This window comes from Paraburkholderia caffeinilytica (assembly GCF_051027425.1).
Classification (GTDB): Bacteria; Pseudomonadota; Gammaproteobacteria; order Burkholderiales; family Burkholderiaceae; genus Paraburkholderia; species Paraburkholderia caffeinilytica_A.
Genome location: NZ_CP186552.1, coordinates 1,279,089 through 1,292,763, shown reverse-complemented (window position 1 = coordinate 1,292,763; position 13,675 = coordinate 1,279,089). Strand labels below are relative to the sequence as shown.

Genomic DNA, 13,675 nt, shown 5'->3' with positions numbered 1-13,675 from the left:
TGCGCGGCGATTTCCGTCCCTGTTCAGGAGCGCGCATGGCAGAGTCCACCGTCACCGCCCACATCGGCTCGACGAATTTCCAGGTCCTTTTCGACGACGGCAAACACACGTGGCTCGCCGACGAACCCGAGTCGCTTGGCGGCGGCGATCGCGGGCCGACGCCCGTCGGGCTGTTGCTGTCGAGTCTCGGGGCCTGCACGTCGATCACGCTGAAGATGTACGCTCAGCGTAAGGGCTGGTCCCTCGCCGACGTGCGCGTGGCGCTGTCGCTCGAAACCGGCGACGCGGGCACGACCATCGACCGCAAGATCATGCTGGAAGGCGATCTGTCCGACGAGCAGCGGGAACGGCTCTTGCAAATCGCCAATGCGTGCCCGGTTCACAAGATCCTCACGCATTCGATCACGATCCGTTCGGGTCTTGCCGTCGCCTGAAGCGACGCAGACCTCGCGCGCCTGCACCTTGGCGCGATAGCTCGCCGAGCGCGACAATGGCGTGATCGGCTCAACCGGGCTGAACGTTATGCAACGCTTTCATAGGAAGCCGTCGTTTTGAATTTCGAACACCTTATCCAGATCAACGATCCGTTGAATCCGTTAGTCGACTCGATGACCCGCGAGCAATTGTGGGAGGGGCTCGTGCTGCGCGCCGAACAGCCGCAACTGTTCGTGATCGGTCTCGACAGTTGCACCATCCTTTCGCGCGAGGGCAACACGCTCGAACGGGAGCTGCACTACGGCCAGGCCACCGTGCGCGACCGCGTCACGCTGCAGGATAGCCAGAGCGTGCGCTACGACATTCTGCCGACCGCGGACTATGTCGGCGGCTCGTTGACCATGACCATCGAGCAGCCTGACGAACTGCAACTGTTCCTGCGCTTCGAATACACGACCACCCTGCCCGTCTCCGACGATCAGGACGCCGTGCAGACGCAGGAAATCGTGAAGTCGGCGTATCGCGAGAACGATATCGATACCGTGCGACTGATCCGCCAGTACGTGCAGACGAAGCAGGAACCCGGTTCGTTGCATTGAGGCGCGCGCGGGCGTTCTGCCCGCGCCATTCAGCTATCGAAAGTCGAATCCGATGAATTTCTCTTTCTTGTAAATGGGAATAGTTATCATTTAGAATTAATCCATCGAATCGACCAACAGCAAAAACGAATGACCGATCTCAACCGCTCTTCCACACTCAGCCTGCGCCGCCCGGCGGCCGCGCTGACCAGTCGTCCGAAAGCAGCAACGGCGACTGCATCCGCCGCGAAGCCCGCAGCGGATCTCGCCAAAGGTACGAGCGAAAAGTCGGATCGGGTCGTACGCAGCGAAGCACTGCTGCAAGGACACAGCCACGTCAGCATCGTGCATAACGGCGAGACCTACCAGCTGCGTGCCACGCGCTTAGGCAAGCTGATCCTGACAAAGTAACAGGCATCAACGAATAGCAGTAAGTACCGGGTATTGTGGGGACCACCTCCTCGAGAGGTGTTGGGCATTAGCCAGCCACGACGGCTTGCACGTGAGAACTAGACCCCTTCGTGCAGACACCAAGCCAGCCGTCGCAGCAAGCCAGGCCGCTTTTTTGGTTCTCACCCAATGCGGATGCACGAAACGACGTGTGTCGCAAATTCAGAAAGCAGATTCAGAAAATTAAAAAGCCGTGGGATGTGACCATCTCCACGGCTTTTTGTTGGACGGCGCCGAGCGGGTCCCGGCAGCACGTCGAATCGTTAACACTTACTTCGAAGCCCAGCCCCAGAACATCAGCCACCATGCGCTATCGACCACGGCCAGCGCCGCGGCGAACCACACCATCGCGAGGCCGCGTTGAACGAAGCGCTCGCTATAACGACGCGTGACGAGCCAGGCGAGCCACGCGCTCCACAGATTGGCAATCGCCAGAATCGCGATACGCATATCCGACGCCCACCACAACGACAGATGTTCCGCACGCAGCAGCGACAGCGTGGTCGCCGACAAGCCGAGAAACACACCCGCGCCGGCAATCGGAATCAGGCCCTGCGTCAAATGATGCAGACGCACGGCGCTGAAGCGTCCCAGCATGCGCGTCGCGCCCAACAGCAGCACCAGCAACGCTGTGCCATACACGAGCGCCGTAGCGAGGATGTAGCCGATCACCATCGTACCGTCGAGCCACGAGAACACGTCGTTCTGCTCGGGGTAATGCGTGAACAGGAACCATGGCGCGTTGGTGTCGAGCGGCCAGGTGATGTCGTGATCCACCAGCCACGTGGCGAAGAACATCTTCAGGTCGACGAACCAGCGCGAAGCGGTCCAGTGGAATGCACCGATCGCAATGCCGAGCAGACCGTACAGGATCAACGCGGTGTCCCACGGGTTCGCCTGTTTATCGCCGAGCTGCACGACTTCAGAAGACGGCGCACGCCACGTCAGCGCAATCGCGTCGCGATGCCCGCTGCAACGGCCGCACATATGGCAGTCCGACGCACCTTTCATATTGCGCAGCGGCACTAGCGGCGCGCAGTTGATCGGAATCACGCGATGCCCGTGTTCGCCGTTCTTGTACGAACGGCGCCACGCGTCTTCATCGACTTTGTAGTGGAACGGCGCGAGACGCGCCAGCAGCGAAAAAACCCCGTTGACGGGGCACAGATACTTGCACCAGACGCGCTTCTCGCGTCCGTACAGCAAGCCGATGATCATCGCCGCGAAAGTCGAGCCGCCGAGCACCAGCAGCACCGCTTTCGGATACTGGTAGACGCTCACCATCTGACCGTAGATGGTGGTGATGCCGAAGGCGACGAACGGCCAGCCGCCCCAGCGCATCCAGCGCGGAATCGCCCAACCGCGGCCATATTTGCTGGCGAATTCGGCGAGCGCGCCTTCCGGACACAGCACGCCGCACCAGACGCGGCCGAGCATCACCATCGACAGCAGCACGAACGGCCACCAGATGCCCCAGAATACGAACTGCGCGGCAAGCGTCAGGTTGGTCCACAGATGCGCGGTGTCGTCCGGCAGCGGCATCACCGCCGGCACGAGAATCAGGAATGCGTACACCGCCACCACGACCCACTGAATGCCGCGGATCAAACTGCCGTGGCGCTGCATCCATTGCCCGGCCGCGGCGAGGCGTCCCGGGCGGGTCATGACGGTACTCATGCGGCGCGCCCTGCGGCCTGCTGCGCCGGCTTGCGATTCGCGCGGCGCACCAGCAGGTAGACGACCGCCCAGTACACGGCGTAGGCCACCAGATTCATCAGCGCCGGGTGGGCGCGATAACCGGTGAGCGTCGCGACCAGCGAGCCAAAGGTGCTCGAGTCGTCGAGGATGGCTGACGAGTTCCACATCTGGTCGATGATCGTCGGCAGGATTTCCTTGTCGATCAGCTTGTCGACGCCGGTCTGGAACAGGCCCGCGCCGAGGAACAACAGCATGATTTCGGTGACGCGGAAAAAGAGCCGCCACGAGAAATACTTGCCGCCCAACTGCAACACGTAGAAGGTCAGGAACGCGAGACCGAGGCCGATGATCACAGCAAGCATCTGGCTGCCATCCACGTGGCCGGACTGGCCGAAACCAAGGCCGTACAGAAAGATCACCGTTTCGCTGCCTTCACGCGCGATCGCCAATGCGACCAGCAACGCGACGCCCCACCAGTTCGAATCGCGCTTGCTCTTTTGCAGCGACTGTTCCATGTCGCGCTTAAGCGACCGGCCATGCTGCTTCATCCACAGCACCATCTGCACGATGAGCACGCACGCGACCAGCACCATGGCGGTCTGGAAATAATCCTGCGCGTCACCGGAGAGCACTTCGGTGAAACCGACCAACGCCGCGCCAAGCGCGACCGCCGCGATCACACCGGCCGCGACGCCGCCCCACAGGTACGGCAAACCGCGGCGCGCGTCGTCGTCGCCATTTTTTAACCACGCGTACAGGATGCCTACAACCAGCAAAGCCTCGACACTTTCCCGCCACACGATGAACAGAATCTGACCCATCCAAGCTCTCCCCTCTACCCTTCTACTGCTTTGGCGAACACGTAGCCCGGTTATTCAAGGCATACGCTCGCACCCCAAGCCGCTACGATTACTTCGCGACGATCACGCCCTGCGCCTGCTGATGGAAATCGTCGAAAAACTTGTACTCGCCCGGCGAGAGCGGTGCGATGACGACGAACGAATCCCCGCCCGGCGCCAGCACTTTTTCTTTACGCAATTGCACGCTTTCGAATTCGGCCGCGCCCTTGCCGGTGTTACGTATCGCGATCTTGATGCGCTGTCCTGCCGGCACTTCGATGCGCGCCGGATTGAGCTTGCCGTCGTTCATTTCCAGGTTGAAGGTCGGCAGATCCGCTGCGTGCGCGGCCCCCACCAGCATCGTGGTCATGGCGAGGATCGCGATCTTTCGATTAATTCTCATTGGCCCTTCCGGAAAACGCGGCGCAGCGGGTTGTGTTGTCCGCGCGCCGCCTGCTGCATGCATTCACTCATTCACGCCCCGCCACGCACCGATGCGTAACGAGCCGTGACGATCTGCGTCTGCGGCGATCAGTAACCGCCCTTCTTGCCAATACCCGCGAACGTGAAGTCGTACTCGAGCGTGATCGGCTTGAACCACGGACCCACGCCGGTTTCCTTATCGACGTGACGGCCGAACGCCATGTGACCGGTTTGCATCGGCGCTTCGACCACCAGCTTCAGATGGTATTTGCCGGGGCCCTGCAACTTGACGTTGTCGCCGTAGTGCGGACCGTCGTTGGCGACCATCGCCATCATGTCGCCCTTCTGGGTCTGATTCGAGCCGGCTTTCGTCAATTCATAACGAACCTGCAGATACGGCATCCAGTCGCCTTCGGCAAAACCGGTCGGATTGTTCTTGACTGCGTGGATGTCGGCTTCGAGGTGGACGTCCGAATCCGACGCCTTGCGCATCATGCCTTCGGGTTCCATCGTGATCGGCTGCAGATAGACCGCGCCGATTTCCATGCCGCCCTGAATCTGGTGCTTGCCGATCGGGTATTCCGCTGCCGTTGCCGAGAGAGCCGCTACCGCGGCCACCGCTGCAGCGCCACCACGCACAAATGAAGAAATCCGCATTGAAACTCCTTGTTTTTATCAGACTGGAATCGAACTCATTGGAACAGTGCGTTGCGCATGCGTTTTAAGCCGCGGTCCCCACATTCACTGACAGGGCGGCAGATTGCAGACAATCGCATTACGAATCGCGCATTGCGAACCGCCGCATTGCGAACCGCATTACTAACGTTAATGCGAACCATTCTCAATATTGGTCGAGTTTATCATTGATCGGCAAGGAGAACAAACGAGGACACTCGCAAAGCCTTACGCCAGCAGGGACTTAAGGCAGCGTTAAGGAAAGCGCGGGAAAAGGCGTTGGCGAGTTGTAAGGCGAAAAGGACAAGGCGCGGCACATTGCCGCGCCCAGAAGGGGGAAAGACGAGTTATTCGACGCCAGGCACGTGGTCGCCGACGTTGGCGCCGAACACCCGCTGCCGCAGGAGCGCCAGTTGGTCGCGGGTCTGCGCGGCCTTTTCGAACTCGAGATTCTTGGCGTGCTCCATCATCTGCTTTTCGAGACGCTTGAGTTCCTTGGCGAGCTGCTTCTCGGACATGTCCTCGAATTTCGCCCGGGTCTGCTGTTCCTTCAACTCGGCGCGAGCGTCGTCGACGTTGTACACCCCGTCGATAATGTCGCGAATCCGCTTGACCACGCCACGCGGGGTAATGCCGTGCACCACGTTGTAGGCGATCTGCTTGGCGCGCCGTCGCTCGGTTTCGTCGATGGCGCGGCGCATCGAGTCGGTCACTCTATCCGCATAGAGAATCGCCTTGCCGTTCACATTCCGCGCCGCCCGGCCGATAGTCTGAATCAGCGAGCGCTCGGCGCGCAGGAAGCCTTCCTTGTCCGCGTCGAGAATCGCGACCAGCGAGACTTCCGGAATATCCAGCCCTTCGCGCAGCAGGTTGATCCCGACCAGCACGTCGAAGGTGCCCAGCCGCAGATCGCGGATGATTTCCACCCGCTCCACCGTATCGATGTCGCTGTGCAGGTAGCGCACCTTGACGCCGTGGTCGGCCAGAAACTCGGTCAGCTGCTCGGCCATCCGCTTGGTCAGCACGGTGACCAGCACGCGGTCGCCCGCCTTGACACGCTCGTTGATCTCGGCGAGTACGTCGTCGACCTGAGTACGCGCCGGACGCACCTCGATTTCCGGATCGACGAGGCCGGTAGGACGCACCAGTTGCTCGGCCACCTGCCCCGCCGTTTTCTGCTCGTAGTCAGCCGGCGTGGCCGACACGAACACCACCTGGCGCATCTTGCGCTCGAACTCGTTGAACTTGAGCGGGCGATTGTCGAGCGCCGACGGCAAGCGAAAACCGTAGTCGACCAGATTCTCCTTACGCGCCCGGTCGCCGTTGTACATGCCGTTCAACTGGCCGATCAGCACATGCGACTCGTCGAGCAGCATCAACGCGTCGGACGGCAGATAGTCGACCAGCGTCGGCGGCGGCTCGCCGGGCGCGGCGCCGGAGAAGTGCCGCGAGTAGTTCTCGATGCCCTTGCAGAAGCCCAATTCCTGCAGCATTTCCAGATCGAAGCGGGTGCGCTGCTCGAGCCGCTGCGCCTCGACGAGTTTGCCGTTGCTGTAGAAAAACTCGAGCCGGTCGCGCAATTCGGTCTTGATCGTTTCGACCGCGCGAATCACGGTGTCGCGCGGCGTCACATAGTGCGACGACGGGTACACGGTAAAGCGCGAAATCTTCTGCCGCACACGGCCGGTGAGCGGATCGAACAGTTGCAGCGTTTCGACCTCGTCGTCGAACAATTCGATGCGCACCGCCATTTCGGCGTGCTCCGCCGGGAAAATATCGATCGTGTCGCCACGCACGCGGAACGAGCCGCGCTGGAAGTCGGCTTCATTGCGGTTGTACTGCATTGCGATCAGCCGGGCGATGATGTCGCGCTGGCCGAGCTTGTCACCCGTACGCAGCGTCAGAATCATCTTGTGATACTCGGACGGATTGCCGATACCGTAAATCGCCGACACCGTGCCGACGATAATCACGTCGCGCCGCTCCATCAGGCTCTTGGTGGCCGACAGCCGCATCTGCTCGATGTGCTCGTTGATCGACGAATCTTTCTCGATGAACAGGTCGCGCTGCGGCACGTACGCTTCCGGCTGATAGTAGTCGTAGTACGAGACGAAGTACTCGACCGCATTGCGCGGAAAAAACTCGCGAAACTCGGAATAGAGCTGCGCGGCGAGCGTCTTGTTCGGCGCGAACACGATTGCCGGCCGGCCGAGCCGGGCGATGGTGTTGGCCATCGTGAAAGTTTTGCCGGAGCCGGTCACGCCGAGCAGCGTCTGGAACGACAAGCCGTCCTCGATGCCTTCGACGAGCGTGTCGATCGCCGTCGGCTGGTCGCCGGCGGGCGGATACGGCTGGTAAAGCTGGAACGGCGAGCCTTCGAACGTGATGAATTTGGATTCGTCGAGTGTCTCGTCGAGTTCAGTCAGATGGTGTTCGGACATGGGAGCGGCACCGGGCCTTGGGCAAAGAACTATTCTAACGGGTTGCGGGAACCCGGGCTGAGCGGGTCTGCGTAGGGGGTGCTGGCGGCGGCGGGATGCTTGTGGAACCTCTTGCGGGGCTTGGTCCGGGGTGGATCCGCTACGACCACATGACGCCGGAGTGCCTGTTTTTCAAGCAAATAATTCGGTCCAGCAGGCTTTGTCGCCCGAAAAACGCCCCCAGATTCGCTACAATGCCAAGTTGCGCTCGCTCGCCGATGCCCGCCCGCCGTCCGAATCGTCCGTCAGACAGCTTTGGCCGGGGCCGCCGCGCTCGAAGCCGCCCTCTTTTCACTACTGCTGCCCACTCATCATGTCTCTGTTCTCCGCCGTCGAACTTGCTCCCCGCGACCCGATTCTGGGCCTGAACGAAGCCTTCAATGCCGATGCGCGCGCCACCAAGGTCAACCTTGGCGTTGGCGTGTACTTCAATGAAGAAGGCAAGATTCCGCTGCTGCGCGCCGTGCGCGACGCGGAAAAGGCTCGCGTCGAAGCCGCGCTGCCGCGTGGCTATCTGCCGATCGAAGGCATCGCTGCCTACGACGCCGCTGTGCAAACGCTGCTGCTCGGCAACGATTCGCCGCTGATCGCCGCAGGCCGCGTCGTGACGGCGCAAGCACTGGGCGGTACGGGCGCGCTGAAAATCGGCGCCGATTTCCTGAAGCGTGTGAATCCGAACGTCAAGGTCGCGATCAGCGATCCGAGCTGGGAAAACCACCGCGCGCTGTTCGAAGGCGCCGGCTTCGAAGTCGTGAACTATCCGTACTATGACGCGCAGACGCACGGCGTGAATTTCGAAGGCATGCTGAGCGCGCTGAACAGCTATGCCGCAGGCACGATCGTCGTGCTGCACGCGTGCTGCCACAACCCGACCGGCGTCGACCTGACGGTCGACCAATGGAAGCAGATCGTCGAAGTCGTCAAGGCGCGCGATCTGGTGCCGTTCCTCGACATCGCTTACCAGGGTTTCGGCGACAACATCGAATCCGACGCTGCAGCAGTCCGTCTGTTCGCGGCATCGGAACTGAACGTGTTCGTGTCGTCGTCGTTCTCGAAGTCGTTCTCGTTGTACGGCGAGCGCATCGGCGCACTGTCGATCATCACGGCAAGCAAGGAAGAATCGGCTCGCGTGCTGTCGCAACTCAAGCGCGTGATCCGCACGAACTACTCGAACCCGCCCACGCACGGTGGCTCGGTGGTCGCAGCGGTGCTCGCATCGGCTGAACTGCGCGCCACGTGGGAAACGGAACTCGCCGAAATGCGCGACCGCATCCGCGCCATGCGCAACGGTCTGGTCGAACGTCTGAAGGCAAGCGGCGTGGATCGCGACTTCAGCTTCGTGAACGCGCAACGCGGCATGTTCTCGTACTCGGGTCTGACGTCGCCGCAAGTGGACCGTCTGCGCGAAGAGTTCGGCATCTATGCCGTGGGCACGGGCCGCATCTGCGTGGCTGCGCTGAATACGCGCAACCTCGACGTGGTGGCTAACGCGATCGCTCACGTGTTGAAATAAGGCATTTTGGCGGCATGGGCGCGCGTTCGTTGCGCGCGCTTTGTTTTGCTGAAGCTGCTTGAATTACTGTTTGAGCTGCTTGTAGAAACGGCGCCCTTTCGGGCGCCGTTTTTTATTGGCCAGCTGTGGCGAGGCGTGTGATTGTCACCTACCAAAACGGTCTGCTGTCGCGACTCGCTGCTTGCGATCCGCCACCGTCGCCACCGTCAATTGCTGACGTAACCTGCTGCACTCACCTGCGGTTGTTTCAGCGCGCATCCCGATGGATATCGTGCGTGACAAACCCCGCGTCGTTATCGGGCATGTCGAGCCAATCGGGTTGCGCAAGCGACTGGCGGATATCCTCAAGGCCGCTTTTCCAATGCTCACGCATTGTAGAGAGGCCAAACTGGAAGTCTTTGAAGTGCCCTTCGTATTCCTTCTGCCGATAGATGAGGTGGATCACGTTGTAGCGCTTCGAACACGATAGATCATCCGCCAGCTTGCACCACGGGTCGTCGCGCTGATCGGACGGCACGCGATCGAGCACCTCGCGCAGCACATGCCGGAAACGCTGCGAACGTTGCAGCATATCGGTCACGAGACGCGTTCGACTCGAGTACTGGATGTCTTTCATGCGCCCTTGAACATCGGTGATGTTGTCCGGCACCGGCCCGATTGCACTCCAGAGATCAACCTGGAACGCGAGCGTATCGCGACGCGGCGTGGTCTGAATCACCTCATAGAGCGGCGTGTTCGACATCAAGCCGCCATCCCAGTAGTACTGACCGTCGATTTCAACCGCTGCGAAACCCGGCGGCAACGCACCTGACGCCATGAAATGCTCGGGCCTCAGTTTCGTATGCGTGTTGTCGAAGTAGGCGAAATTGCCTGTTCCACAATTCACCGCCCCGACCGATACACGTATCTCGCCGGAATTGATACGGTCGAAATCACAGAGCGCTTCCAGCGTGGCCTTGAGCGGCATAGTGTCATAGTAGCTCGCCAATTGCGGCGGCCCGGAGACGGTGGGCAACGGCGGCGGAAAACGCGGCACGAAAAAGCCCTTTTGCCCTTCCACGATCGCGCCCATCGCCTGAGTCGCCGTGAAGGCCTTACGAATGGCCTCACTGGAATTGAACAGCGCGTGCTCGATAAAAGCCGGCAACGGTGGCCCGAACGCCGGTTGGCAGATCGTCTCCCAGAATTGCAGCAGCCGCTCGACACGTTTCTCCGGCGGATTGCCGGCAATGATGGCCGTGTTCAGCGCGCCGATCGAAATACCGGCGAGCCAGTTCGGCTCGATACCGGCTTCGTAAAGCCCCTGAAAGACGCCGGCCTGATAGGCGCCCAAGGCGCCGCCGCCTTGCAGCATCAACGCGACGGTTTCGTAGTTGGGAACGTGAAGATGCTGGCCGGGATGGGGATGCGCGGAGGGAGCCGGACCGGCGCCCTCGCCTTCCTCGCCGCCGGGCGCGCCGACGCGCGCCCGCTTGAGATTGCGTTGCGCCATGGGCGCCTCCTTATTGCATGTACCAGCCGTGGCTCACAATAAAGGACTGGCCGGTCAGCGCCGCGCTCGGGAACGTGGACAGGAATAGCACCGTCTGCGCGACGTCTTCCACCGTGGTGAAGATGCCGTCGACCGTGCCGCCCAGCATCACGCGCTTGATCACGTCTTCTTCGCTGATACCAAGCTCCTTGGCCTGCTCGGGAATCTGCTTGTCGACCAGCGGCGTACGCACAAAACCCGGACACACCACATGCGAGCGCACGTTGTGTTTCGCGCCTTCCTTGGCCAGTACGCGCGAGAGCCCGAGCAGCGCATGCTTGGCCGTCACGTAGGCGGATTTCAGCGGCGATGCTTCGTGCGAATGGACCGAGCCCATGTAGATCACGATGCCGCCGCGATCGTCTTTGTACATGTGCTTGAGCGCGGCCTTGGTGGTGAGAAAGGCGCCGTCCACGTGGATGGCCTGCATCTTCTTCCAGTCGGAAAACGAGTAGTTTTCGATCGGGTTGACGATCTGGATGCCGGCGTTGGAAATCAGAATGTCGATCGAGCCGAATTCGGCCGCAACTTTGTCGATACCCTGGTTCACGGCGTCTTCGTTCGTGACGTCCATCGCCACGCCGATTGCCTTGCCGCCGCCCTGTTTGATTTCTTCAGCGACGGCGTTTGCGCCGTCCTGGTTCAGGTCGGCGATCGCGATCGTCGCGCCCGCCGCGGAAAGCGTGAGCGCAATCTGCTTGCCGATGCCGCTCGCAGCGCCGGTAACCACCGCGACCTTACCATTCAGATTCGTGTTCAGTGACGACATCCAGAACCTCCATGCAGTTGATGAGCAATGAGACCACGGGCCGCGGGCGGCGTGAAGTCAGCCAAACGGCATAGGCCGTCTGGCCGAATGCTGCACTGCGGCCAACGCTGCTATTGTGCATGAACCGTGTGAACTGCATCCGAAAACTGCACATCGAGCTTTATCTCTTTAAACTGGACGTTTCAGCGGGATTCCGGCGGCATCACTACCAAGGAGGAATGCATGAATTATCGACGTCTAGGCCGTTCAGGCCTGCAAGTCAGCGAACTGTCCATCGGCTCATGGGTCACTTACGGCAATCAGGTCGATCATCGCGCGGCGCGCGAATCGCTGGCGGCCGCGCGTGATGCGGGAGTCAACTTCTTCGACAACGCGGAGGTATACGCCGCCGGCCAATCCGAAGAAATCATGGGGCAGGCGCTCAAGGAACTGGCATGGCCGCGCGTGAGCTATGTGGTATCGACGAAATTCTTCTGGGGCCTCAACGAAGCGCCGAACCAGTACCACACGCTGAACCGCAAATACTTGCTGAACGCGATCGACACATCGCTCAAACGCCTGCAGCTCGATTATGTCGATCTGGTGTTCTGTCATCGTCCTGACCCGAACACGCCGGTCGAAGAAACGGTCTGGGCCATGAGCGACATGATCACGCGCGGCAAGGCACTCTACTGGGGTACATCCGAATGGAGCGCCGACGAAATCCGCGCTGCCTACGAGATCGCCGAGCGGCATCATCTGCACAAACCGGTCATGGAACAGCCGCAGTACAACCTGTTCCACCGCAAGCGCGTCGAGCAGGAATACAAGCGGCTTTACGAGGATATCGGCCTTGGGCTGACCACGTGGAGTCCGCTTGCGTCCGGCCTGCTCACCGGCAAGTATCGCGACGGCGTGCCTGCTGATAGCCGCGCGCAACTGCAAGGCTACGACTGGCTGCGCAAGCAGGTCACCGATGCGGGCAAGAACAACGTAGTGGGCAAGCTGGGCGAAGTGGCCGACGAACTGGGCTGCACGGTCGGCCAGTTGGCGATTGCATGGATTCTGAAGAATCCGAATGTGAGCACCGTCATCACCGGCGCGTCGCACGTCGAACAGATCGGTGAGAACATGAAGTCCGCCGAGGTGGCCGAACGGATCACGCCGGAGATCAAGCAGCGGATCGAGGAGATCATCGGCGACGCCTACGACTGATCGGCCGCACCGGTCCAATCCAGACCCGATTGGACCGCGAACCGGCCCGCGGAGCATGACGCGCGCACCATCGGGGCCGTGTCACGCGCAACGCACTACGGGGTGCAACGCGGCGTCGCGTACAATACGCGACCGCGCTGCACTTCAGTTGTGCTGCCGCTTTGCACTCGCATCGCCGAATCCGCCCTGGACCGGCACGCCCTCTTTCAGCGTCTCCTCATCATGCTCAGCTACCGCCACGCCTTTCATGCAGGCAATCACGCCGACGTTCTGAAACACGCCGTCGTGTTGCAGCTACTGCGCTACCTCGGCCAGAAGGACAAAGCCTACTGGTATATCGACACGCACGCGGGCGCCGGCGTCTATTCACTGAAGGAAGGCTACGCGACCAAAACCGGCGAGTTCCAGACCGGCATCGCCAAACTGTGGGAGCGTAACGACCTGCCGTCGGTCTTCGCGGAGTATGTCGACGAAGTTAGCGCGCTGAATCCGGACGGCCAGTTGCGCTTCTACCCGGGCTCGCCGTATATCGCGTGGCGGCAAATGCGCGAGCAGGACCGCATGCGTCTGTTCGAACTGCACACCACTGAAATCGACGTGCTGCGCCACAACTTCCGCGATGCAGGCCGCCGCGCGATGCTGTATGCGGGCGACGGCTTCGACGGCATCCTCGCGCTGCTGCCGCCGGCGCCGCGCCGCGCGCTGGTGCTGCTCGATCCTTCGTATGAAGACAAGCGCGACTACACGCGCACGCTGCGCTGCGTCGAAGAAAGCCTGAAGCGCTTCCCGACCGGCACGTACGCGGTCTGGTATCCACAGGTAAGACGTCTTGAATCGCAGCGCTTTCCCGATCAGTTGAAGAAGCTGCAGGAGCGCAACTGGCTGCATGTGAGCCTGACCGTCAGCAATCCACCGACCGACGGCTTCGGGTTGTTCGGCAGCGGTATGTTCATCCTGAATCCACCGTATACGCTGGCGAAAACGCTTAAAGATCAGATGCCGTGGCTGGTCCAAACGCTCGGCGAGGACAAGGCCGCACAGTTCAAGGTCGAATATCGCGGCGATTAAGTCTCGTGGCAGGGGCTGGTTC

Annotated in this window: 13 protein-coding genes; 6 read left to right on the top strand and 7 right to left on the bottom strand. The window is 61.1% G+C overall.

Going from position 1 to position 13,675, the window contains the following annotated elements:
- Nucleotides 1–35: 35 nt before the first annotated feature.
- From ACOSV0_RS05735 to hemP, 3 genes are all read left to right on the top strand, one after another.
- Complete coding sequence (locus tag ACOSV0_RS05735; protein ID WP_434109280.1) at nucleotides 36–434, top strand: OsmC family protein; 399 nt, start codon at nucleotides 36–38, stop codon at nucleotides 432–434.
- 117 nt (nucleotides 435–551) lie between these two features.
- Nucleotides 552–1,034 carry an SRPBCC family protein gene (locus tag ACOSV0_RS05730; protein WP_434109278.1) on the top strand — a complete coding sequence of 161 codons (483 nt, stop codon included), beginning with the start codon at nucleotides 552–554 and terminating at the stop codon, nucleotides 1,032–1,034.
- A gap of 129 nt (nucleotides 1,035–1,163) precedes the next feature.
- Nucleotides 1,164–1,424 carry a hemin uptake protein HemP gene (hemP, locus tag ACOSV0_RS05725; RefSeq protein ID WP_434109277.1) on the top strand — a complete coding sequence of 87 codons (261 nt, stop codon included), beginning with the start codon at nucleotides 1,164–1,166 and terminating at the stop codon, nucleotides 1,422–1,424.
- A 309-nt stretch (nucleotides 1,425–1,733) separates the two neighbouring features.
- Here hemP and ACOSV0_RS05720 read toward each other — a convergent pair whose 3' ends face one another.
- The 5 genes from ACOSV0_RS05720 to uvrB all read right to left on the bottom strand — a co-directional run bounded on the left by ACOSV0_RS05720 (nucleotide 1,734) and on the right by uvrB (nucleotide 7,539).
- On the bottom strand, nucleotides 1,734–3,140 hold the full coding sequence (locus tag ACOSV0_RS05720; protein WP_434109276.1) for a 4Fe-4S binding protein: 1,407 nt from the start codon (nucleotides 3,138–3,140) through the stop codon (nucleotides 1,734–1,736).
- Nucleotides 3,137–3,982 (bottom strand): FTR1 family iron permease, encoded by an 846-nt coding sequence (locus ACOSV0_RS05715; RefSeq protein ID WP_434109275.1) that lies wholly within the window; start codon nucleotides 3,980–3,982, stop codon nucleotides 3,137–3,139. Before ACOSV0_RS05715 ends, ACOSV0_RS05720 begins: the two co-directional genes overlap by 4 nt.
- Before the next feature lie 88 nt (nucleotides 3,983–4,070).
- Nucleotides 4,071–4,403, bottom strand: a complete 333-nt coding sequence (locus ACOSV0_RS05710; RefSeq protein ID WP_434109273.1) for a cupredoxin domain-containing protein — start codon at nucleotides 4,401–4,403, stop codon at nucleotides 4,071–4,073.
- Nucleotides 4,404–4,531: 128 nt separating this feature from the next.
- Entirely contained in the window at nucleotides 4,532–5,080 is a 549-nt protein-coding gene (locus ACOSV0_RS05705) for an iron transporter (protein ID WP_408234508.1), read from the bottom strand.
- A gap of 365 nt (nucleotides 5,081–5,445) precedes the next feature.
- Nucleotides 5,446–7,539, bottom strand: a complete 2,094-nt coding sequence (gene uvrB, locus ACOSV0_RS05700; RefSeq protein ID WP_434109272.1) for an excinuclease ABC subunit UvrB — start codon at nucleotides 7,537–7,539, stop codon at nucleotides 5,446–5,448.
- Nucleotides 7,540–7,891: 352 nt separating this feature from the next.
- On the opposite strand from uvrB, the gene ACOSV0_RS05695 reads away from it, so the two are divergent.
- Nucleotides 7,892–9,091, top strand: coding sequence for an amino acid aminotransferase (locus tag ACOSV0_RS05695; protein ID WP_434109271.1), 1,200 nt, complete (start codon nucleotides 7,892–7,894; stop codon nucleotides 9,089–9,091).
- A gap of 247 nt (nucleotides 9,092–9,338) precedes the next feature.
- On the opposite strand, the gene ACOSV0_RS05690 is transcribed toward ACOSV0_RS05695, so the two are convergent.
- Both ACOSV0_RS05690 and ACOSV0_RS05685 read right to left on the bottom strand, forming a co-directional pair.
- Nucleotides 9,339–10,583 carry a DUF3734 domain-containing protein gene (locus tag ACOSV0_RS05690; RefSeq protein WP_434109269.1) on the bottom strand — a complete coding sequence of 415 codons (1,245 nt, stop codon included), beginning with the start codon at nucleotides 10,581–10,583 and terminating at the stop codon, nucleotides 9,339–9,341.
- A 10-nt stretch (nucleotides 10,584–10,593) separates the two neighbouring features.
- Complete coding sequence (locus tag ACOSV0_RS05685; RefSeq protein ID WP_434109268.1) at nucleotides 10,594–11,391, bottom strand: 3-hydroxybutyrate dehydrogenase; 798 nt, start codon at nucleotides 11,389–11,391, stop codon at nucleotides 10,594–10,596.
- 222 nt (nucleotides 11,392–11,613) lie between these two features.
- Between ACOSV0_RS05685 and ACOSV0_RS05680 the strand changes: the two genes are divergently transcribed.
- Together ACOSV0_RS05680 and ACOSV0_RS05675 are read left to right on the top strand one after the other, a co-directional pair.
- On the top strand, nucleotides 11,614–12,585 hold the full coding sequence (locus tag ACOSV0_RS05680; protein WP_434109266.1) for a potassium channel beta subunit family protein: 972 nt from the start codon (nucleotides 11,614–11,616) through the stop codon (nucleotides 12,583–12,585).
- Between the two features lie 222 nt (nucleotides 12,586–12,807).
- Complete coding sequence (locus ACOSV0_RS05675) at nucleotides 12,808–13,653, top strand: 23S rRNA (adenine(2030)-N(6))-methyltransferase RlmJ (RefSeq protein WP_434109265.1); 846 nt, start codon at nucleotides 12,808–12,810, stop codon at nucleotides 13,651–13,653.
- Nucleotides 13,654–13,675: the final 22 nt, after the last annotated feature.

Coding starts and splice junctions, on each gene's coding strand:
- ACOSV0_RS05735 (WP_434109280.1), top strand. CDS start 36: ATGGCAGAGTCCACCGTCACCGCCCACATCGGCTCGACGAATTTCCAG.
- hemP (WP_434109277.1), top strand. CDS start 1,164: ATGACCGATCTCAACCGCTCTTCCACACTCAGCCTGCGCCGCCCGGCG.
- ACOSV0_RS05720 (WP_434109276.1), bottom strand. CDS start 3,140: ATGAGTACCGTCATGACCCGCCCGGGACGCCTCGCCGCGGCCGGGCAA.
- ACOSV0_RS05715 (WP_434109275.1), bottom strand. CDS start 3,982: ATGGGTCAGATTCTGTTCATCGTGTGGCGGGAAAGTGTCGAGGCTTTG.
- ACOSV0_RS05710 (WP_434109273.1), bottom strand. CDS start 4,403: ATGAGAATTAATCGAAAGATCGCGATCCTCGCCATGACCACGATGCTG.
- ACOSV0_RS05705 (WP_408234508.1), bottom strand. CDS start 5,080: ATGCGGATTTCTTCATTTGTGCGTGGTGGCGCTGCAGCGGTGGCCGCG.
- uvrB (WP_434109272.1), bottom strand. CDS start 7,539: ATGTCCGAACACCATCTGACTGAACTCGACGAGACACTCGACGAATCC.
- ACOSV0_RS05695 (WP_434109271.1), top strand. CDS start 7,892: ATGTCTCTGTTCTCCGCCGTCGAACTTGCTCCCCGCGACCCGATTCTG.
- ACOSV0_RS05690 (WP_434109269.1), bottom strand. CDS start 10,583: ATGGCGCAACGCAATCTCAAGCGGGCGCGCGTCGGCGCGCCCGGCGGC.
- ACOSV0_RS05685 (WP_434109268.1), bottom strand. CDS start 11,391: ATGTCGTCACTGAACACGAATCTGAATGGTAAGGTCGCGGTGGTTACC.
- ACOSV0_RS05680 (WP_434109266.1), top strand. CDS start 11,614: ATGAATTATCGACGTCTAGGCCGTTCAGGCCTGCAAGTCAGCGAACTG.
- ACOSV0_RS05675 (WP_434109265.1), top strand. CDS start 12,808: ATGCTCAGCTACCGCCACGCCTTTCATGCAGGCAATCACGCCGACGTT.